A 22,485-nucleotide genomic window follows, 5' to 3' on the forward strand; every position below is an offset into this window, starting at 1 on the left:
AGGAAGTTATGTTATATGAATGTTTGCCTATTTCCGCATACTGCAATATGTACGGAGAAACACCAGAGTCCATTAATAAGCGTATACAACGGCAATATTGGATAGTCGGTGTGCATGTTTTAAAAGTTGAAGGTTCAAAAGAACGTTGGATTGATATTGCAGAGGTGAATAAGTGGGCGCGAAAAAACAAACAGGCTACGCACTACCAAGAGGGGTGACAGTTCGTAACAACAAAACCAGCCAAACTATTGTTATCACGTTTACTTATAGAGGGGCGCTCTGTAGAGAGCCTCTCTCTAGATTAACTGTCGATAATAAAAACATTAAATACGCTGAAAGACTACTCGCTGAAATTCAAAATAACATTGAAAAAGGCACGTTTAATTACGCTAAATATTTTCCTAACTCTAAAAAACTAATACTCTTTGGCGTTAATAATCGCGAAAAAAGAGTGATTGATTATTTGGAAGAATATTTAGTTATTTGCAAAACTCGAAATTTATCGCCCTCAACGATTGGCGGTTATAAAAAATGCAAAAGTGCACTGTCTGATTTGCACCAATTACATGTTTCATCACTGACACCGGCTATTCTTAAAAACTGGATACAAAAACAAACGACAGTATTAAAAACCATCCGTAACCAGCTCTCTTTCTTACGTAGCTCGTTAGATGAAGCCATTACGGATGGGATTGTCTCAATTAACCCAGTTAGCCTTGTATCCGCGTCAAGATATCAATCAAATAACAGTGACAATGAAAGCAGTTATATCGTTGATCCTTTATCGCCTAAAGAAGTCTCTGCCCTACTCGCTGCGGCAAAATATGAGCAATTGAAAAACTTATTCCAGTTCTCCATTAATACTGGCTTAAGAAGCTCTGAATTATGTGCTTTGAGATGGAGCGATATAGATTTCATAGAAAATACTGCACACGTGCAATCCGCCAGCGTCGTCGGTGTTATTAAGAAAACCAAAACGAAAGCCGGCACCAGAAAAGTTGAATTAAATAGTGAGGCCATGAACGCTCTGAATGACCAAAAGCAATTCACATTTATGAAAGACGGTGTAATTTTCGAGGACCCGAAAACAAATAAAGCTTGGGCAGGTGCTGATGCAATCAGAAAGAAAGCATGGGTGCCAACGCTGAAAAAAGCGGGTATTCGATATCGTAATCCTTATCAAACAAGACATACCTTTGCTACGAGGCATATCAGCCAAGGGGCTAATCTGTTTTGGCTAGCAGGGCAAATGGGACATAAAGGACCTGAGATGCTGTTTAGGCATTATGGGGGGTATCTTAAAGAGTATGATGGGAGTGTTATAATTAATGCTAAAGAGCATTCCTAAACTAACCTCCCAATTGTAAAATAATATTAATATATTACAATAATCATAAGAAATAGTGATGTGCTTGATTTTATAGTTGTAAAAATAATTATTTTATTATTAACACAATATACTTAATTGCAAGGATAGTTTTATGGCTAATTTATATAAGTACATGAGTGCGGACGTTGCTGATGTATTATTAGTAGATGATAATAATTTTAGCATTAAATTTTCTCATCTTCACGAGTACAATGACCCTTATGAGTTTTTTTTAACTATTAGCTATCAAAGGTCTGCACAAGAATTAGCTTTTTATAATGAAATGATTAGTATGATCCAAAAGCAACCAGTAAGCTGTTTTTCAAAAAGCCCTATAAATATTCCTATGTGGGCTCATTACGCAAATAATTCCGCAGGCTTTGTCATCGAAATCGATGAAGAAAAACTCATGTCTCATATATCAAGTATAGGTTTTGAAAACGTCAGCAGTATTAATGATGTGCAATATTACGACACTCCAAGTGAAGAAATAGAACAATATGTACAACGTGCATATCATATATGTAAACCTCGTTACATTGCTTACTTGCAGAGATTAATTCGTATTTCTGCGTACCTTAGAAAAAAAACATGTTGGAATTATGAGCTAGAACGACGGTTAATATTGAGCGATGATGCGCTTATAAAACCAAACGATAAGTTAATGATTTTAGCAGTCCCCTTAAACTGTATAAAATCAATAATAATTGGGCCAAAAGCTGATTCTGAATTAAAAAATAAACTTACTAAAGTAAGCAAACTAGCTCAATGCAAGATATATCAAATGATTATTGGTAAAAGTACATCCACGCCTTATTTAATTGATGATAAAAATAAAACTTTAATATTCAATGGATTTGCTATTAAAAAACAGAAAAGCTCATGCAAAAAATGCTTTGAGCCTGTAAGTCCAGAGCAAAAAATTTGTTCATGGTGCAGTATCACACAAAAGGAAAGAAATGATGCTGCATATCGTAATTCATTTAGAATGCTCGATAGAGCAGGAATATTAGAAAGCTACTTAAAAAATCATGGTGGAATAATCAGAAAGACACCTTAATGTAAGTATCACTCTCAATGGTATTGTAATACTCAGATACTTTAATAAGCCACCCCATTGACCTCAATGTGCACGTCTAGTGCACATGATTGAAGTTCAGTAAAAACACCCCTTCATAATCAATTAATTAAAAAATTACGGACTCGGGTTCAACTCCCGCCAGCAATTTGGTGGGTCAGCGATAGGAAAACAGGTTTAAAAACAGGAAGTTAGCAAAATCAGTTGGACTAGACACTGTCCACTTCCCCTAAAATAAGACAGCTATAATTATCTTTTCAATATCCATGAATTACCATACCTTTTAATTAATATGGTATATGTGTATCCCTTACTGCATCTAGGTTATAAGTAGGATTAGCACGGACATCTTTATAAAATGGTTTAAGTGTTAATTCTTTATGCCAACCACCATAAACATCCATATATTCAGTACCTTCATCTACTTTTTGGCGTGATACTCTTGCCAGTTTAGTAGTAGCACCGCCAGCCTTAAGGGCATCTACAGCTATTTTCGTGTGTTCAGCCAAGGTATTTGGACGACCTCTTTTGGCTAAATCAGTAAAGGCTGAATGTTGATAGTTAGTCATGTCTTGATAACTCCACCCTTGCTGATCCCTATAATCCTGACTTATTGAAAAACCTTTTTTAGGATCATAACTCGAATTATTTTTAAATCTGACCTTTCCATGAACATGATGCCCCCAAGGATCAACCCACCGGATTCGGAGCATACTGATACAGATTTAACCCGCCCATCAGCCCTATCGGGTCTTGCTGGGTAAAGCGGCCTAAATCTGGGGCATAGTAGCGGAAGGTATTATAGTGCAACCCGGTTTCTTTGTCGAAATATTGCCCCTGAAAACGCAGATTCTGTTCACTGTCAAATTCATTATTTGGGCGTACTTGTCGCTGGAGATTTCCCCATACCCTATATTGCCCTTGCCAGACGATATTGCCGTCCGCATTGGTGAGGACTTCGGGCAAACCGTTTAAGCCACAGTGAGAATAATAAATGTTTTGCTGTGGATGGATTTTTGTATCCGTGCATTCAATACGCGCTAATGATGTATAGCTGCCATCATTATAGGCATGATAAACCGTAGTGTGAGGCTTTGCGCTACTGTGTTCATGCACAAGTTGCATACCCACCCAACCAAATGTCTGAATTTCATCCGGTTCACGGGTGTGGTACGTGGTTGTATTCGCAATCGCGCTGGCTTTCCATAAGCGCTTTTCGATACGCCGACCTAAGATATCGTAACGGTATTCGGCACGTTCATAACTAAGCGGGCCTTGGTTGATATCCACCGCGATAATCCGGTGCTCGCTGTCGTAATGATAACGCTGCCCTGCCGTGCTGACTTTTTAACAACGTGACACCATCCGCCCAAAACCATCATAGCGATAGTCATATTGGTCGCTGTGTTGCACTTGGTTATGGGCTACAACCTGTTGATTATCCTTGAGTAAGTTGGCCGCTTCATCGTACTGATAGTATTTTTGTTGGCCGAGGAGGTCTTGCTCCTGTGTTAAACGGTGAAGGGCATCGTAGGTAAAATGGTACTGCTCGTTTTTCTCGTTTTCTAACGCCTTCATTCGCCCAAGTGCATCATAATGAAAGTATAACCAATGACCAGCGGGGTCACGACGCGCAATTACTTGACCACGACGATTACGCTTGAGTAATATATGCTTGTCACCCGCATCCTTGATACAAATAAGTTGGCCTGCCGCATCATACTCATATCGGTTCTCTGTCGCGTCGGGTAAGCGTTCGGTAATCAGCAGTCCGGCGTCACTGAAAGTATAGGTGGTGGTTTCATTGAGGGCATTGGTGATGCTTTTCAGCTGACCCCAATCATCATAGGTCAACGTCGTTGGGTAACCCGAACAATCGGATTGGCGAGTCAGTTGTCCACTTGGATTATAGCAGTAGTGTGTCTCATTCCCTTTAGCATCCATTTGACCAACACAATTACCGAATTCGTCCCATGCAAAGGTCGTCACATGCCCTAAAGGGTCAATCACACGACGTACATCGCCTTTATCCGTGTATTCCCAGTGCCACGCGGCCCCATTAGGCAAGGTTTGCACGGTCGGAAAGGCGAAATCTTTATCCCAATCAAAACAGGTCGATTGGTTTTCAGGGTCGATTGATTGGGTTAATTTTCATCTTCAAGCTCTTTTAATCTTTTAACATCATTAGCTTCCATACCACCATACTTTGATTTCCAGTTATAATAAGTAGCGTTACTGATCCCATTTTAGCGGCAAATATCTTCCACTTTCATACCTGAATCAGCGAGTTTTAAAATATTAACAATTTGAGTTTCAGTAAAACGGGCTTTTTCATCATGACCTCTGCAAATTTTAGAGCAGAAAATCTAATTATAGCTGTCTTATTTTAGGGTCAGTTTTGATAAATTACCTAATGATATAATTACTCATCATTAAATATGAAATGGGGCAATTGCCCCATTTCAATTAACTAATTCGATACCATCCCATCAGCATGATATAAGCATTGGTAACTGTTAAGGCCGTTCCTGAACCGAGGTTTTCCGTGTTACCTGAATAAGTATGCGTATGCGGCCCACTATTAGACGTTTCACCTGACCATTTGTTAGTTCAGTAAACTAAAGTCCCCGACTATATATCAGCAAGTACCAATCACCCCAGCTGATATTTCTTAAAGTTCTCGGCTTGTTCCAGCACGCTTTTATACACCTCGTCATTGGCCACTGGTGGGAAGCCATAACGGTGCAATAATAAAATCAGGTCGACTTTCAGCTTAGCTTTAATATCGTCTCGGTTGCTCCAGTCAGGGTATTGTGTGCTGTCATCCACAATCCGCTTCATATCCTTAGCAAGTGCCAGCATTTTGTCGTCATCGTAGGTAAAATCGTATTTCTGGCACATATGCAACAAAATATCGAGGAAAGCTTTTTCTTCCATATCGATACCTATGCCTTTAAATGACATCATTTCCGCCTTGATGTCATAAATCATCGTCGCCATTTGCTCGGTGAAATCGTCGAACTCTTCGCCATTGAGCACATCATTCTCTTTGCGTTGGTTATATTGCTCAACTAAAGCTTGAAAACGCTTGGAAAAGTTGATCCCTTGGAGTTGATTGACCTTTTGAAAATCACTAATGGCTTTTTGTAGCATCTGTTGTAGCAGCTGCATTTTTGTGTTTGGCAGTTTGATTTTATTGATGCGCGCCATGTATTCATCATCAAAAATATCGATGGTTTCCGCTTTGTCATCACCCAACGTGAAAATCTCTTCCACGCCTTCGGCTTTGAGCGCATCGGCTATCATTTCTCGCACTTTTTGGTTCATTTGCGCTGTATCCGGTGCGTCCCCTTTCGTTAATTTGTAAACGATGGAGCGTACCGCGAGATAAAAATGAATGTGTTCACGTTCATCTTGAGTAATATCTTCACTGCCCACACACACATCATAAGCGGCTTTCAACCGCTTCACTAAGCCCATAAAACGCAGTTCAACTTTCTTGGTTTGCAGGATAAATTCAGCCGCCCGATTAAGGCAGTCTAATTGCAGCGTTGGCGAACCTGAAAAGTAATCATCGCTATCAAATTTATGGAATACTTGCGCCAATAAGTTCAAGTGATTACGCACTTCAACGATAGATTGCTGAATATCTTCGAAATTAGACTTATCCGCTTTCGAATACATGGCCAACGCCATATTCATGCGACTTTTAATACCAATATAGTCAACCACTAATCCCTTTTCTTTTCCTTCGAAACGGCGATTCACCCGGGAAATAGTTTGAATAAGATTATGCTTTTGTAATGGCTTATCGATGTAAATAGTATCCAGTTCTGGTACGTCAAAACCGGTCAGCCACATATCCACCACAATAGCGATTTTGAAGTTAGATTTCGGGTTCTTAAATTGTTTATCTAACTCTCTGCGGTAATCTTTTGTTCCCAGCAAATTGTACATGGCCTCATGGTCATCTTTTCCACGAGTCATCACCATATTCACCATCGGCAGGCGCATCAATTCGCTTTTCTCTTGCTCAGTGAGTTCGACACCCTCTATTGCCAGTTTCGCCTCAAACCACTCTGGCCGTTGTAACTTCAGGCTCTGATAAAATGCATAGGCAATTTCACGGCTAGCGCAAACCACCATTGCTTTGCCTTTGATGGTTGAACCTTCTTCCACCCGCTTTTCATAATGCTGCGCAAAATCTTTTGCTAGCGCATCAATACGGTCAGGATCCCCTAAAATGGAGTTCATGTTCGCTGTGGCTTTTTTGCTTTCTTCTATCTGATATTCGCTGGTGCCTTGGGCTTCACACTCTTGGTAATAGCGTTCGATCTCTTCTAATTTGCTGTTATCAAGGGCGATTTTAGCCGCACGCCCTTCGTACACAATGCGCACAGTAATTTCATCATTCACCGATTCGGTCATGGTGTAGCTATCGATAGTTTCACCAAATACATCTAAGGTGGCGTCGATAGGCGTTCCCGTAAAACCAACGTAAGTGGCATTCGGCAGTGAGTCATGCAGATATTTAGCAAAACCATAGGTCTTTTTAACCGTGCCGTCTTCTTGGTTAATACTGATTTTTTGGTCGAGGTTAATTTGACTACGGTGAGCTTCATCAGAGATACAGATAATATTACTGCGCTCAGAAAGCAGTTGAATATCTTCTGTGAATTTATGAATGGTGGTGAGGAATACCCCGCCACTGGCACGCCCTGCTAACTTGTCGCGCAAATCTTGTCGGCTGGTGACCGGGACAATAATTTCATCGCCAATAAAGGCTTTTGCATTGCAAAACTGTTTTGCTAGCTGTTCATCAAGGTCGGTTCGGTCGGTGATTAAAATAATGGTTGGGCTAGCGAAATCGACGCTTTTCATCAATAAGCGTGCTAAAAATTGCATGGTGTAGCTTTTACCACAGCCAGTGGCACCAAAGTAGGTGCCCCCTTTACCGCTGCCACCAATATTTTCACCATCCACATTTATCTGCTTACGCTCTTTTTCGATGTTGTAATACAGCTTACGAGCCGCGTAATACTGCGGATAACGGCAACAAACCTTAACTGAGGTCTTGCTGGTATCAGGAAAGAAAATAAAGTTTTTCAATACATCCAATAAACGAACGGGATGAAATAGCCCCTCGATCAGGGTATATAGGCCATTGATGCCTTGTTTTTCCGTTGATTCGTTACCGTTGATTTTACGCCATGCATAATAGAATTCATAAGGGGCAAATAGGTTACCCATTTTGTTATTCACGCCATCACTAAGAATACACAAGGCGTTATAAACAAATAACTTAGGAATATCGCGGCGATAACGCACGCAAAGCTGTGTCCATGCGTCAAATAGGGTAGCTTCTTCACCTCGCACCGCTGATTTAAATTCGAAGACCACCAACGGTAACCCATTGACGTATAAAATAGCATCAGGGATACGCAGTTGGACTCCCCCATCACGGGCTTGCCCTTCTATTTCGAGCTGGTTAACTAGCCGATAGCGGTTATTATCTGCCTCCGATACGATATCTTCTCCGGCAAATAATTTAACCAATTGAGCAGGCAATGTTTGGGTATCGAGCAGTTCGATATACAGGTCTTTTTGCTTGCGGTCTTCGCGTTTGAGTAAAAAACCATTACTGAGCCAATGGCAAAAAGTTTTATTACTTTGGTATAGGTCGCTGGCTGGCAAAGATTGTAATTGCAGAACAATCGTGGTGATTTCACTTTCAGTGATGCCATCTGCTTGATATTGGTTAGCAAGGTACTGACGTAAGTCGTCCACTATCAACACTTCGCTATTGTCTTTACGTGGAATTGTGTTGCCGACATAATGCGGATAGCAGGTTTTTCCTGCATTGTTTGCATGTTGTCCTAGCAGTTCAATAATTGCCTGTTCCAATTTGGCTTCGGTGAAGATATGGCTCATGTCAGTGGTTTCTTGTCTGTTTTATAAATTGTTTTTTATCGCGTTTTTTAATTAAGCTAGTTTAATTGATTCGATAACAAAAACCGCTGCACAATAAGAAAAATGTGAAGCGGTCGAGTAAATTAGATAAGTGTTTCTTCTGGAAGATCTATTTTGATGTCGTTTAATGACAGCTCACCGGAGATTAATTTAGGAAGGAGAGTGTCGCGGAGTTGGGTTAATGTGTTGTTCTCTCTCATTCCGACAACTATTTTTCTTAAAAAATCATCACTCTGTTTTTTATAAGCTGCTAATACACTTGAATTAGGCAAAATAATATTGAATTTATCTATATCTTTTTTTCCTAAATGAGCAACTGTTGTTCCAACCTGAGCCATTTCTTCTATAGCTAAAAGAGGAGCAAGAGAATATTTAACAAAAAGATTACTGATGTTAGTACCTTTGGGTTTTGCAAGAAATAATCGTTGATTTAAATAAGCATCATCCCCAGACCAAATAGTCGCTCTAAACTCTGCATCCATTCCAACAATGATATCCCCTGCTATTATTTGTGTTTTCTTTGGATGTAGCTCTACACTAAATACTTGTGGTGCGCCTGTTTTTAAATCTCGAATGCGAACAATTGGCTTACCTTCGCCTAACTCGTTGAAAAGACTTGACTTAAATGGGGCTCCAAAAATGATATCCATGCTTTCATAAATTGAAGAATAAAACCAACCCTTTGGCACCCACCCCCCAAGCCCCAATGCAGGCTCTGAACACTTTTCAAAAGCATCAGGAAATAACTGACGGATATCCTCTGGTAACGGCTTAAAACCATTACTTTCACGCACAGTTTTACGCAATTCAACCCGACTAAGTAATTCTTCTGAAAAAGCTAAATCCTGCTCAAAAAAACCAGCTTCTAACGCATTATCAATCACAGGGTCAAAATCCATAAACCAGGATTTAAATAGCGTTTGCGCCATTTGCTCGAGAGTTTGATTAATTTCGCGATTAAGTGTAATTTTGTCGTTAATGCAAATAAACTGCTCAGCGATTCGATCTTGAATATTTCGACTTGGTAGTTCAATCTCTAAATTTCTAACTGCATCTTTTGTGATCGTTTTAGTTACTGAACCATTAGCAAAGCTCTTCACATATGCCTCATTTACCCTCAGATAAAGGTAAACATATATTGGATTTGCTTTTGCGGCATCAACTCTAAGCAAAAAAAGATTCATAGCTAATGATACAGGGACTTTCAAGTTAGGCATCAAATAACTAGACCCCGCGTTCGCTATTTTATTCATAATAATATCATTAGGATACACCTTAGACTTTGCAAGAAAACTATAAGCATGTTTGCTAATGTATTTTAAATTATTAGTAAAATCTTCCTGTTCAAAATTAGTTGTACGAATCATTACAGCAAAATCAGGCTTATCGAGTAATACAACATTTTCTTTTAGCTTCTTATAAGCCCCATTAGCATGATAGTCAGTTAATACACTTAACAGTTCACCTAACTTAACTTTACTCCCCATACCCCAGCGCCTCCATATTTTTACGGATAGCTTTATCAAGCTCTGCCGCTTCATCCATCTGGCGATAAAGGGTTTGGGTCAATTCCTGCATCTTGGTTTCAAACGACACGCCGTCATCTTCGACCTCCGCAGCGCCCACATAGCGCCCCGGTGTGAGTACAAAATCATTGGCCTTGATATCGTCAAGGGAGGCAACTTTGCAAAAACCGGCTTGGTCTTGATACTGCTCAATACTGATTTCTTTGGCGGTGACACGACGTTTCAGTTCACTTTCGCTACTGCGCCATGCATGGAAGGTATCAGCGATAGTGGCGATATCCTCACCTGTAAGTTCTTTTTGGGTACGGCTGATCATGGTGCCGAGGTTACGGGCATCGATAAACAAGGTTTCCCCTTGGCGGTCGCGATAACCATATTTGGCGCTCGCGTGTTTACTTTTACTGATAAACCACAGGCAAACAGGGATTTGCGTGGTAAAAAAGAGCTGACCGGGCAAAGCTATCATGCACTCTATACGATCATCTTCGATAAGTTTTTGGCGAATTTCCCCCTCACCACTGGTATTCGAACTCATCGAACCATTGGCTAACACAAACCCGGCAACCCCGTCTTCACTGAGCTTAGATAACATATGCAAAATCCACGCATAGTTAGCGTTTCCCGTCGGTGGGGTACGGAAACCCGCAAAACGTGGGTCGTTGGTGAGCTCGGCTTCATTACGCCAGTCTTTTAAGTTAAACGGCGGGTTTGCCATAATAAAATCGGCTTTTAAGTCAGGGTGCTGGTCTGCGAAAAAGGTATCCGCTGGGCGTTCCCCTAAATTGCCCGTCAACCCTCTTACCGCCAAGTTCATTTTCGCCAGTTTATAGGTGGTGCTGGTCAGCTCCTGCCCGTAAATCGCAATATCTTTGCTTTTCCCTTGGTGGCTTTCCACAAATTTCAACGACTGCACAAACATACCGCCTGAGCCGCAGCACGGGTCATACACTTTACCTTGGTAAGGCTCTAACATTTCAGCTAGTAGGGTTACGACCGATTTTGGGGTATAGAACTCGCCCCCGCCTTTACCTTCGCTGGCGGCAAAGCGCCCTAAAAAGTATTCATAAACACGGCCGACGAGATCTTCTTCCCCTACCCCACACTCCGTGGCAAGGGTATCGATGTTTTCAATACTGTCGATCAGTGAAGCGAGCCTTTTCGGTTCAAGCCCTTGGCGAGAAAAATAGTTATCCGGCAATGCGCCTGTCAGTGATGCATTGCTTTTTTCAATGGTGGATAACGCGGTATCAATGATAACGGCGATATCGTCTTGTTTCGCACGCTCTTGCACATAAGACCAGCGGGACTGTTGCGGTAAAAAGAAAACGTTATCTTGCTGATAGAAAACATCCATATCAACAAAGGCTTCCTGACCATTTTTGATTAATTCGCTACGTTTGGCTTCGAATTTGTCACTGATAAATTTCAGGAACACCAAACTGAGTACCACATGCTTATACTCGGAGGATTCAACGCTACCACGCAGTTGATTAGCGGTATCCCAAAGGGTTTCTTCAAAGCCTTTGGTTGGTTTTTTCGCAGGTGATTTTGCCATGTCGATAGATTCTCTTTTCTTATCAGTTATTATCGGAGAGCACTGAGTTAGTGTTGATTGTTTTTACGCCAGCTGCCGATAATGTATACAAAATAGGTATGAAGAAGATTATCTCATAAAATCAGATGGGTTTGGGCGGCTACCGCTGAAATTCTTTTTGAAACATTCTCTTTAATGCCCAATGTGATCTTACCCATAACGCGCTGATACACGGCCAAATTAGAGAATTAGCGTGGTATCGGCAGCAAAATCCAAAATAATAATTTCAAAATAATTAGAGAGAAAAACTTGAAGTTATATTGTTATGTTATAACATAACCTACACATATCGGATCTATATTGGGTTTATTAATGAGAACAACAGCATTAGCAACTTTTTTTATTTTATTTCTAGGGAACCATAATTCGAGTTTTGCCGTTTCTACTGCAAAAGACTCAACAATTACTGTCACAGCAACAGGTATAGAAACGGAACAATTTGAAGCACCTTCCATCGTTAATGTAATACACAACAATACGGCATTAACTCATACCTCAATGACTGCGGGGGGGCTGTTAAAAGGGATCGCGGGGCTCAGTGAAGTTGGCGTAGGTCGTACTAATGGGCAAACATTTAACTTACGGGGTTATAACAAAAATGGGGTTTTAGTTCTGGTTGATGGCGTAAAACAGGACACTGGAATGGACAAGGGAAGTGCGACATTTGTCGACCCATTTTTAATCCAAAAAGTTGAGGTTGTCAGGGGACCTATGTCAAGTTTGTATGGTAGCGGTGGACTTGGGGGAGTCATTGATTATCGAACTGCAAATGCAAAAGATTTTCTGGATGCTAACGAGAAATATGGCTTTCGCGTATTTACTGCAGGGGCAACAGGGGACCATAGCTATGGAACAGGGGCGATGGCATATGGGCGAACAGCACAATTTGATGGCTTGCTTTCGCTGACCCAACGTCAGCGAGGTAATATTTATCAAGGAGATGGGTACTCCGCTCCAAATGATGAAGAAAATAACAGCTTGTTTGCCAAAGGTGAATATGCGATTGACGAGAACCAAAGTGTAAGCGGCAGTATCAAACACTATCGTAGTAAATCAAAAGAACCTGGCAACCCAACAGTCACGAGTCCTAGTGTTGATAATTCAGAATACTATCACCGCAATATTACTCAGCGTGATATACAAATGAATTATCATTTTAACCCTACTTATTCAGGCTTAATTGATTTGAATACACTGCTTTATTCTTCTGAAGTGGATGTTCATTCAACACCTGCGGGACAAAAAAGTAAACACCGCAATAGCTCAAGTTATGGAACAAAAATAACGAATACGAGTGTGATCCAATCGCCATTATTTGGTCAACAGATTATTGTCGGTGGCGAATTTTATCATCAAAAGCACCAACCTTCAGGTGCTGAAACCGTCTACCCTGATGGGAAAATTAATTTTTACTCAGGGCTAATCCAAGATGAGATTACATTACGTGATTTACCAATGACTTTTATCATTGGTACTCGTTATGACCATTACCAAAGTAGCAATTCAAAATATGGTGATTTAACGGCTAGCAACTACTCGCCAAAAGCTGCAATTGTATTAAATCCAACCGATTGGCTGATGTTATTTGGTTCGGCATCTTCAGCTTTTCGGGCCCCCACAATGGAAGAAATGTATCGTGATGGATTACATTTTTATTCACGAGGGAAACCTAATTATTGGGTACCAAATCCAAACTTAAAGCCTGAAACTAATCATTCACAAGAGATTGGGCTAGGTCTGACATTTGACTCTGTTTTTTCTGATGGAGATAACATCGAACTGAAAGGCAGCTACTTTAATACCCATGCGAAAAATTATATAGCAACGCATGTTGATAGAAAAAAGGGAATTACCTATGCAAATAATGTCGCGTTAGCAAAAATTTGGGGATGGGATATCCAATCAAGTTATGAACATCGTGATTTCAAATTAGGCCTATCCTATAACCACACTGATGGGATTGATGCTAATAATCGTGAATGGCTAGGAAATTTAAGTCCTGATACGGTAGTCACTTCTCTAGAAATACCCACATCACTCAGTGACGTATCCGTCGGTTGGCGAGGCACTTTTGTCGCGCCAGCACGCCATGTGAAAACAGGCACGGACACTCAAGCAGGCTATGTTTTAAATACATTTTCTGTGGATTATCAACCTCTCGAAAATCTAAAAGGCGTAACCGCTGCGTTAGTTTTAGATAATGCATTAAATAAGCAAGCGAATTCAATTCAAGGTGCTCCTATTGCGGGCCGCTCTGTTAATGTTTTTGTTAGTTACCAATGGTAAATAGGAATACTGAAATGAAATACCAATTAATTACGATTAGTTTATCCACATTGTTGATGACATCTATAGCATCCGCTCATGATGTTTGGCTCACTGCTAAGCCAATAAGCGACCGTATTATTGCTGAGATTGGCTATGGCCATGATTTCCCGTCGAAAGGACGCTTACCTAATCGGCAGGATTACTTTGTATTACCGCAAATAACGACAGAACAAGGAAGTGAACCATTAGAAAGCACAGAAACAGATTATGTCTATGAATATAAGCAACATCTAAAAAATACAGAAAACTTTATTATATCAACAAATATGAAACCGATGTTTTGGTCTAGAACTAAGAAGGGTTGGCGGCCACTAGATAAGCAACAAGCAGAACAAGCGAGCTATTGCCAATTCAGCGTTAAATTCGCTAAAACGATCGTGAGTGACGGAAATCTAAAATTAGATAGTTATATCTTTAAACCTATAGGGCAAGAGTTAGAAATAGTCCCAATTAATAATATTTTTTCTAATAATGAGCAGGTAGATTTATTTCAGGTTTTTTACCGCGGTAAGCCACTTAGTCATAGCCAAGTTGAAATAGATTCTGCTGAATATATTAAAAATAGTCATAATCATAGCCACAGTCATGCAGCTAATAACGAATCAAAGCACCCGCTACATACTGCGGAGTATTCGGTGACGAGTAATAATGATGGCATTATTTCAATTAAGCATTTACCTGCTGGTGAATGGATGTTATTAACTAAGTATAAGCAACCATTTGAAAATAGAGAACAATGTGATGAAAGTGTGGCGGTAGCATCGTTGTCATTTAAACGTTAATCGCAATATTTTTACGGCTCTGACAGCTATCTCATAGACAGAATCGAATTATCAATGAGATAGCTTTTTCTTGAGGGTTAGTGGCAATAGATAGTTAATCCAATTTCAGTTTTGATGATAACCATTATTTTGCTTAACAAACACAAAAAATAAGGCGGGAGTTACCTTTCCCGCCTAATGTTATCATTTTATTTATCAGGTTGTTAGATGTATTTCGTTACCAGAACAGTGCATATAAAACGCATAAGATAACCATAATTGCGTATGACGCAATATTGAAGCCTTTTGAGGTTTTAAATGTCTCTGACGTTAGGATAATTGCCCCCTCACAGTCATCTTCTTTTGCTGTTGTTAAGCTTATCAAACCAATCACCACCGCAGTAAAGAAGAAGGTGTACATCATTTGGTCTAGGAATGGCATACCTAATGGCATCAGTTTTAAGAATAATGCAAATGGGATGGAGAGCAGCACTCCGATAATTGCCCCTTTCGCATTGGTTTTCTTCCAAAACAAGCCTAATAAGAAGACAGCTAAGATACCTGGGCTAACTAACCCCGTATATTCCTGAATATATTGGAAAGCTTGTCCAATGTTACCCAGTAATGGGGCGATAAAGCAGGCAACAATTAAGGCAACAACCGCACTAACCCGCCCAACATTCACTAATTTGTGATCAGATGTGGATGGAGCAATGTATTCTTTGTAGATATCCATGGTGAAAATAGTTGCCACTGAGTTCAGCATGGAAGCTAAAGAAGAGACGATCGCTGCAGCTAATGCAGCAAAAACAACCCCTTTAGCGCCTACGGGTAAGAACTGCGTTAACCATGGGTAAGCTTTGTCCGCTTGGGCCAATGTTGGCATATGTTCTTGTGCCATCGTTCCTAATCCTGCCAATAACGCTGGATCAGAAACAATCACATATGCCGCGATACCGGGTACGACAACGAGGATTGGGACAATAAGTTTGAGAAATGCCGCGAAAACCAAACCTTTTTGCGCTTCATTAATCGATTTAGCGGCTAATGCACGTTGAATAATATATTGGTTAAAGCCCCAGTAATATAAATTGGCAACCCATAACCCACCAATTAACACTGCAATACCCGGCAAATTGCTAAATTGCGGGTTGTCTGGGCTTAAGATCATTTCAAAATGCGCAGGTGCCTCGCTGGCCATACGACTCATACCCGCGAATAACCCTGCATCACCACCAATATAGCTCACTGCCATTATCGTGGTTAAAAAACCGCCTAAAATTAAGAAGAAAACTTGTACCACATCCGTCCATGCAACTGCAGACAAACCGCCATAAAGCGAGTAAATCACTGCAAATAATGCTAAGCCAAAAATAGCATAATGCATTGGGATACCTAGGATTGTTTGTAATGCTAACGACCCTAAATAAAGAACTGATGTTAAGTTAACAAAGATAAATAATGCCAACCAGAATACCGCTAAGATTGTTTTTAACGTTTTATTAAAACGTTTTTCAACAAATTCTGGAATAGTGAAAATACCTTTATCAATAAACACTGGCATAAAGTATTTAGCGACAATAATCAGTGTTAATGCTGCCATCCATTCATAGGATGCGATGGCCAAACCTATTGAAAAGCCAGAGCCCGACATACCAATAAACTGCTCTGCTGAGATATTTGCCGCAATCAATGAAGAACCGATTGCCCACCAAGGTAATGTTTTTCCTGCTAGAAAATAGTCTTTTGTACCTTTTTTTTGCCCTTTTTTATCTCGAGAAACCCAAAGACCAACACTAATAATGACAAGCACATACAGAATGAATATTCCGTAATCTAATGTGCTTAACCCAACCCCTTCAGTTTGCATAATCAAATTCCTTCACCAAATGATAACGAAGCAAGTGTAAACGTTACCACAAAATTTCACCGTTAAATGAATCACATATTTTCACAATATCCTCTAAAATATTAACTTAATGAGCTAACTAGCCGAAATTAATACAAAAAATCATTGGTAGATAGAAAAATAGTGATAGCAGGAAATCTGTTTTATAGTAAAACCGTGAACTTCATCAAATATGAATGAAAACGTTTACACAAAATAATGTCATTCTATGACCTATATAGGAGTTAAACGTGCAAAGGTCTAACTGAATTACGCTGAACCAATGTCGGAGAGTAAATCAAGCTTTCACCTGTTGTTTTTTCCCCTCTCGCTAAAGAGAGTGCTAGCTGGGTGGCTTTTTCTGCCATCATTTGGATAGGGTAACGAATGGTTGTTAAGCGTGGGTGGATATAGCGGGCAATCAACACATCATCAAAACCAATCACTGAGACCTGTTCTGGCGAGTGAATTTCATTTTCATCTAATACTGCGATGGCTCCTGCAGCCATAAAATCGTTATAACCCACGACAGCTGTAATTTCGAGCGATTTTATCAGCAAGTTCGTCATCGCTTGCTCTCCACCTTCTCCATACGGCACGCCATATTCAATATAACTATCAGACAGTTGAATACCATTATTTTTTAATGCATCCCGATAACCTTGTAAACGTTGCACCGCATCCTCAATTTGGTGATTTGAAGAAATGTACGCAATTTTAGTATGGCCATGTCGAATGAGATGCTCTGTCGCTAAATAAGCGCCCTTGTAATTATTTAATGAAATACAGCGGTTTGCAATTTCATCAATATGGCGGTTTATCAGTACCATACTTGGGACTTCTTTCGCATATTGTAGCAATTCTGCATCATCAAGTGCTTTAGAGTGGATCACCAGAGCATCACAGCGGTTGTTGATCAACAGCTCAATAGATTGGCGCTCTTCCTTTGCGTTATGGTAACCATTACAAATCAGAATATGTTTACCGTTTTTATGCGCTACGCCATCAACGGCTTTGACCATCACGCCAAAAAAAGGGTCGGAAACATCGTTAACTAACACCCCAATGGTATTTGAGCTTTGGTTCACAAGAGCACGAGCTGCGGCATTGGGACGATAACCCAGCTTATTCATTGCACTCTTTACTGAGACAATAGAAGCTTGACTCGCCTTCGGTGATTGGTTAATCACTCGAGAAACAGTTGCAACCGACACACCGGCTTCTTTTGCCACATCTTTGATTGTCGCCATCGTATACCTCTACAATTAGGATGGCTTATTAAACAATGCGCTAGAATTAAAAACAATGGCATAACGCATATTAAGATTATTTAAATTAAAATAATGAGTTTATCGTGCAAAAAAGAAAACACCGCTTAAATGCGGTGTTAATGATGTCTAGATTTAGAACATAAATTGATAACAGGTTTCACTACAATAAATTTGATTAGGCTGTGAAATTGGGCTGTATCGCTCTCCCCATTCGGGATGATTAACGGCATCAGGAGGAAACTGCGTTTCAAATGCCACCCCGGAAAAAGGCGCATACGATTTGGTTTTACCTGCGACTGAAACCAAATAATTCCCGGTATAAAGCTGCATGGTGGGCATCGTTGTAAAAATATTCATTTTTACGTCTCCCTCAGGAGCGCTCAACGATGCTACCGCTTTGCGCCCATCGATACAGGCTGAATCAAGCACAAAAGTGTGGTCATAGCCCCCAGCTGCAACTTGGTCATTGTCTTGTAGAAAATCACGACCAATGAGTTTGCTTTGGCGAAAGTCAAAATTACTACCAGTGACATCACGCCACTCTCCACTCGGGATCCCTGTTTTATCTGTTGGTAAATAATAATCACCGTGTATCGTCAGAGCGTGATCTAACACCGTTTTTTTGCTACCCTCCCCCGCCAAATTAAAGTAAGTATGGTTGGTTAGATTTACAGGGCAGACCTTCGTAGTTTGGTGTTTATAACGGATAATCACTTGATTTTCATCTGTTAACTCATAACTCACTTCAACACGCAATTCCCCTGGAAAACCTTGATCACCATCCGGTGAGGTAAGTGAAAAAATTACCTTTTGGGCACTCAGTTGCGAAACAGCCCAAATACGATAACTAAAATTATCTTTCCCGCCATGTAAACAATGCGCCCCTTGATTGGCTGATACTGAGTAATTTTCACCGTGAATGGAAAAACGGGCATTTGCGATACGGTTAGCCACGCGCCCAACGGTCGCGCCCAAATACACATCCTGCTCTGCGTGTTGCTCCACATTCGGTGAACCTAAAACGACATCCCGTTTTCCACTCGCTAGCGGCAAAATACAACTCATCCAGCTTGCCCCTAGACTTGTCAGGGTCATTTCTATACCATTTTTATTGGTTAACACTATGACTTTGGGTGTTTGATTTTTTTCTTGATTAAACAGCATGTTATATCAACTTTTTCAATATGTTAATTTGGTTTTAACTTACCACACTCGCACCTGAGCTTGGTTGGCAAACATAAATATCGGCTTGCAGACCTGTCGCTTTCTGGTATTGCGCTTCTACTGCGTCAATTACAGGCTGCACACATTGTTGCTGCATTAATGCCACCACACAACCACCAAAGCCTCCGCCAGTCATTCGCACCCCACCTTGAGTACCTAAAACGGACTTAACGATATCCACTAAAGTATCAATTTCTTGAACTGTAATTTCAAAATCATCACGCATAGAAATATGTGATTGCGCCATTAGCTCGCTTAGCTGCAATAAATCATTCTGTGTTAATGCTTTTGCTGCTGCCAAAGTTCGCTCGTTTTCACTGATCACGTGCTTGGCTCGCTTAGCAACGACAGGGGATAATTGATGCTGCTTCTGTAAAAACTCATCAAAAGTGACATCACGTAGCGCTTTCACCCCAAACAAATTAGCGGCTTCTTCGCATTGTTGGCGACGAGTATTGTATTCACTTCCAACCAAGCCACGTTGTTTATTTGAATTGATTATCATCACAACCAAATCATCAGGGATGGAAATAGGAAATAGCGCTAAACTGCGGCAATCAATCAATAGAGCATGACCTTCATCACCACAAGCTGAAATAAGTTGGTCCATAATGCCGCAGTTACAACCGACAAATTGGTTCTCCGCTTGTTGGCCATTCAGTGCGATATCTTGTTGACTAATATCTAATTGATACAATGCTTTCAGTGTCTGCCCAATCACCACTTCGAGTGAGGCAGAAGAACTCAAACCTGCCCCCTGCGGTACATTTCCACTCACAGCAATATCGCAACCGTTAAATGAAAGCCCGCGTTGTAAAAGAAACTTCACGACACCGCGAATATAGTTTGCCCACATTTTTTCAGGCAAAAATGCAATTTCGCTATCCAAGCTGAATTCATCGCACTCATTATGGTAGTCAGCCGCAACGACTCGGATTATACGGTCATCTCGTTTTGACGCGGCGGTCATCGTTTGGTAGTCAATGGCACAAGGCAATACAAAACCATCATTGTAGTCAGTATGTTCACCGATAATATTCACGCGCCCTGGGGCTTGAACATAAATTTCAGGTTGATAACCAAAGGTCTTTTCAAACGAGGAGGCAACAGTTTGCTTTAACGTTTCCATTTTTAATTATCCTTAATGCGTAATTTGCTTAACCCAGCAAACAGCTAAGTTAATTGTAATTTGATAAATCATTTAGCGGTTTAGCTTTGTTTATAATGGCAGTCACTCACATCACGCAAACGTTGTGCGGCTTGTTCAGGTGTGAGGTCCCGCTGGGTTTCCGCTAACATTTCATAACCCACCATGAATTTTTTCACTGTCGCTGAGCGCAATAATGGTGGATAAAACAAGGCATGTAATTGCCAATGTTCAATGCCTTGGCTGTCATTCATAAAAGGCGCAAAGTGCCACCCCATTGAATATGGGAAAGAACAGTGAAATAGATTATCGTAACGGCTTGTGAGTTTTTTTAGCGCAACAGCAAGGTCTGCACGAATAGTTTCATTCATTTCATCCATACGTCGAATATGTCGTTTCGGCAACAGCATGGTTTCAAATGGCCAAGCCGCCCAATAAGGGACAAGAGCAATCCACTCTTCAGTTTCGACAACAATCCGTGAACCATCTTGCTGTTCCGCTTTAATGTAATCGGTCAATAAGTTACGGCCATGGCGTTGATAATATTGCGCGAGAAAATGGTCCTTGCGTGCAATTTCATTCGGTAAAAAATCACTCGCCCAAATTTGTCCATGAGGATGAGGTTGAGAACACCCCATTATTTCCCCTTTATTTTCAAAAACTTGAACCCAAGTATAACGCGCACCTAACTCAGCAATTTGTTGTTGCCATGTTTCGACAACGCCTTCAATGTCAGATACCGACAGTTCTGGCAGCGTTTTACTGTGATCAGGTGAAAAACAGATCACTCGGCTGACACCACTCACCGATTGTGACTGAAACAATTCAGATTGATTATCAGGTTGGGCGCAGGGTTGTGCTAATAGCGCACCATGGTCGTTTTGGAAGACATAAGTTCCCTGATAGTTAGGATTCACTTCCCCTGAAACCCGTGTATTACCCGGACAAAGGAAACAATGCTCATCATATTGAGGCAACTCCTCTATTGATGGTTTTTCATCTTTACCGCTCCACGGTCGTTTTGCTCGATGAGGAGACACCAGAACCCACTGCCCCGTTAATGGGTTATAACGACGATGAGGGCAATCAGACGGGTTAAATGGCATTGTATTCATTTCATTTATCTCCTAAACCTCATAGCCATTGGGATTATTTGATTGCCAACGCCAGCTGTCAGTCGCCATATCCTCTAGGGTTCGCTCCGCTTGCCATCCGAGTTCACGGTATGCTTTTTCTGGTGTTGACCAATATTCTGCGATATCCCCAGCACGGCGTGGTTCAATCACATAAGGAATGGCTTTTCCAACTGCTTTTTCAAAGGCGTGCAACATCTGCAAAACACTGGTGCCGTTACCCGTACCTAGATTGTAGCAATGTAATCCTGCTTGATTGCCAACCCCTTGCAGGGCAGCAACATGGCCATCAGCCAAATCCATAACATGAATATAATCACGAACTCCTGTTCCATCCACCGTAGGGTAATCGTTTCCATAAATCACCAATTTTTCTCTTTTTCCTATCGCTACTTGGGTGATATAAGGCGTTAAATTATTTGGGATCCCTTGCGGGTCTTCGCCTATTAAACCTGATGGGTGGGCACCAACCGGGTTGAAATAACGTAATAATGTTAATGACCATGACGGATCCGAGCGAAATACATCAGATAAACAACGCTCAACCATATATTTACTGGTGCCATAAGGGCTTTGAGTATTACCCGTTGGAAACGCTTCAGTGATAGGTAAATGGCTGGGTTCACCATATACCGTGGCTGACGAACTAAAAATCAAACTTTTCACGTTTGCTTCTTGCATACAGCGCAGTAATACCAATGTTCCATTGAAATTAACATCATAGTATTTAAGGGGTTTTTCTACCGATTCCCCAACCGCTTTTAACCCTGCAAAATGAATAACTGAATGAAATTGATGAGAAGAAAAAACAGAGGAGAGCTGTTGCTCGTTTCGGACATCATATTGATAAAATACCGGACGTACACCGGTTAATACCTCAATACGATTAAGCACTTCTTTCTTTGCATTACACAAATTATCTATAATAACTGGTGATAGCCCTGCTTTTATCAATTGAACACAAGTATGACTACCGATATATCCAAGCCCACCTGTAACGAGTATTTCAACCTGTTGCATTTCTCTTCCCCCAATACCGCCTAAATTACAATCTGTCTTCCAACGTACCATTGCTACGGAGTATAACAACGAGTTGGGATAAGATTCTGTGATCAATCTCGACTTAGTGTAAACGTTTACACAAAAATATAAAATAGCCTATTTTCTCAATGGATGGGCCCTATCAAGAAAAACAG

At 40.7% G+C, this 22,485-nt stretch carries 17 protein-coding genes and 1 pseudogene; 5 read left to right on the plus strand and 13 right to left on the minus strand.

Features of this window, described 5'->3' with window-relative positions:
* Positions 1 to 8 precede the first annotated feature (8 nt).
* From M1E86_RS13120 to M1E86_RS13130, 3 genes are all read left to right on the plus strand, one after another.
* Entirely contained in the window at positions 9 to 218 is a 210-nt protein-coding gene (locus M1E86_RS13120; protein ID WP_068445436.1) for an excisionase, read from the plus strand.
* On the plus strand, positions 173 to 1,348 hold the full coding sequence (locus tag M1E86_RS13125) for a site-specific integrase (RefSeq protein WP_213914329.1): 1,176 nt from the start codon (positions 173 to 175) through the stop codon (positions 1,346 to 1,348). Before M1E86_RS13120 ends, M1E86_RS13125 begins: the two co-directional genes overlap by 46 nt.
* Positions 1,349 to 1,481: 133 nt before the next feature.
* On the plus strand, positions 1,482 to 2,429 hold the full coding sequence (locus M1E86_RS13130; RefSeq protein WP_213914330.1) for a DUF2971 domain-containing protein: 948 nt from the start codon (positions 1,482 to 1,484) through the stop codon (positions 2,427 to 2,429).
* Between the two features lie 305 nt (positions 2,430 to 2,734).
* Here M1E86_RS13130 and M1E86_RS13135 read toward each other — a convergent pair whose 3' ends face one another.
* From M1E86_RS13135 to M1E86_RS13165, 7 genes and pseudogenes are all read right to left on the minus strand, one after another.
* On the minus strand, positions 2,735 to 3,016 hold the full coding sequence (locus tag M1E86_RS13135; RefSeq protein ID WP_213914362.1) for a hypothetical protein: 282 nt from the start codon (positions 3,014 to 3,016) through the stop codon (positions 2,735 to 2,737).
* A gap of 121 nt (positions 3,017 to 3,137) precedes the next feature.
* Positions 3,138 to 3,737, minus strand: coding sequence for an RHS repeat-associated core domain-containing protein (locus M1E86_RS13140; protein ID WP_319863175.1), 600 nt, complete (start codon positions 3,735 to 3,737; stop codon positions 3,138 to 3,140).
* A 57-nt stretch (positions 3,738 to 3,794) separates the two neighbouring features.
* Entirely contained in the window at positions 3,795 to 4,523 is a 729-nt protein-coding gene (locus M1E86_RS13145; RefSeq protein WP_319863173.1) for a hypothetical protein, read from the minus strand.
* Between the two features lie 71 nt (positions 4,524 to 4,594).
* Positions 4,595 to 4,798 (minus strand): annotated as a pseudogene (locus M1E86_RS13150) (transposase); the annotation flags it as partial.
* A gap of 301 nt (positions 4,799 to 5,099) precedes the next feature.
* The gene (locus M1E86_RS13155) at positions 5,100 to 8,378 is read right to left on the minus strand and encodes an HsdR family type I site-specific deoxyribonuclease (RefSeq protein ID WP_213914331.1); all 3,279 of its coding nucleotides are present in this window, start codon (positions 8,376 to 8,378) and stop codon (positions 5,100 to 5,102) included.
* Between the two features lie 122 nt (positions 8,379 to 8,500).
* Complete coding sequence (locus tag M1E86_RS13160) at positions 8,501 to 9,904, minus strand: restriction endonuclease subunit S (RefSeq protein ID WP_213914332.1); 1,404 nt, start codon at positions 9,902 to 9,904, stop codon at positions 8,501 to 8,503.
* Entirely contained in the window at positions 9,894 to 11,498 is a 1,605-nt protein-coding gene (locus M1E86_RS13165; protein ID WP_213914333.1) for a type I restriction-modification system subunit M, read from the minus strand. The genes M1E86_RS13160 and M1E86_RS13165 overlap by 11 nt, the downstream gene beginning before the upstream one ends.
* A gap of 351 nt (positions 11,499 to 11,849) precedes the next feature.
* Here M1E86_RS13165 and M1E86_RS13170 point away from each other — a divergent pair, with 351 nt between their 5' ends.
* The gene (locus M1E86_RS13170) at positions 11,850 to 13,823 is read left to right on the plus strand and encodes a TonB-dependent receptor domain-containing protein (protein ID WP_213914334.1); all 1,974 of its coding nucleotides are present in this window, start codon (positions 11,850 to 11,852) and stop codon (positions 13,821 to 13,823) included.
* A gap of 14 nt (positions 13,824 to 13,837) precedes the next feature.
* Positions 13,838 to 14,647 (plus strand): DUF4198 domain-containing protein, encoded by an 810-nt coding sequence (locus M1E86_RS13175; protein ID WP_426099128.1) that lies wholly within the window; start codon positions 13,838 to 13,840, stop codon positions 14,645 to 14,647.
* A 217-nt stretch (positions 14,648 to 14,864) separates the two neighbouring features.
* On the opposite strand, the gene M1E86_RS13180 is transcribed toward M1E86_RS13175, so the two are convergent.
* The 6 genes from M1E86_RS13180 to galE form a co-directional block, all read right to left on the minus strand.
* On the minus strand, positions 14,865 to 16,496 hold the full coding sequence (locus M1E86_RS13180) for a sodium/sugar symporter (RefSeq protein WP_213914336.1): 1,632 nt from the start codon (positions 16,494 to 16,496) through the stop codon (positions 14,865 to 14,867).
* A gap of 263 nt (positions 16,497 to 16,759) precedes the next feature.
* Entirely contained in the window at positions 16,760 to 17,764 is a 1,005-nt protein-coding gene (locus M1E86_RS13185) for a substrate-binding domain-containing protein (protein ID WP_213914337.1), read from the minus strand.
* A 153-nt stretch (positions 17,765 to 17,917) separates the two neighbouring features.
* The gene (gene galM / locus M1E86_RS13190) at positions 17,918 to 18,949 is read right to left on the minus strand and encodes a galactose-1-epimerase (protein WP_213914338.1); all 1,032 of its coding nucleotides are present in this window, start codon (positions 18,947 to 18,949) and stop codon (positions 17,918 to 17,920) included.
* 34 nt (positions 18,950 to 18,983) lie between these two features.
* Complete coding sequence (gene galK / locus M1E86_RS13195; protein ID WP_125894028.1) at positions 18,984 to 20,138, minus strand: galactokinase; 1,155 nt, start codon at positions 20,136 to 20,138, stop codon at positions 18,984 to 18,986.
* Between the two features lie 80 nt (positions 20,139 to 20,218).
* Complete coding sequence (locus M1E86_RS13200; RefSeq protein WP_125894030.1) at positions 20,219 to 21,271, minus strand: UDP-glucose--hexose-1-phosphate uridylyltransferase; 1,053 nt, start codon at positions 21,269 to 21,271, stop codon at positions 20,219 to 20,221.
* Between the two features lie 12 nt (positions 21,272 to 21,283).
* Positions 21,284 to 22,309: a UDP-glucose 4-epimerase GalE gene (gene galE / locus M1E86_RS13205; RefSeq protein ID WP_213914339.1), complete on the minus strand. Its 1,026-nt coding sequence runs from the start codon at positions 22,307 to 22,309 to the stop codon at positions 21,284 to 21,286.
* Between the last annotated feature and the right edge of the window lie 176 nt (positions 22,310 to 22,485).

It is taken from the genome of Providencia sp. PROV200 (assembly GCF_049901995.1).
Taxonomy (GTDB): domain Bacteria; phylum Pseudomonadota; class Gammaproteobacteria; order Enterobacterales; family Enterobacteriaceae; genus Providencia; species Providencia rettgeri_E.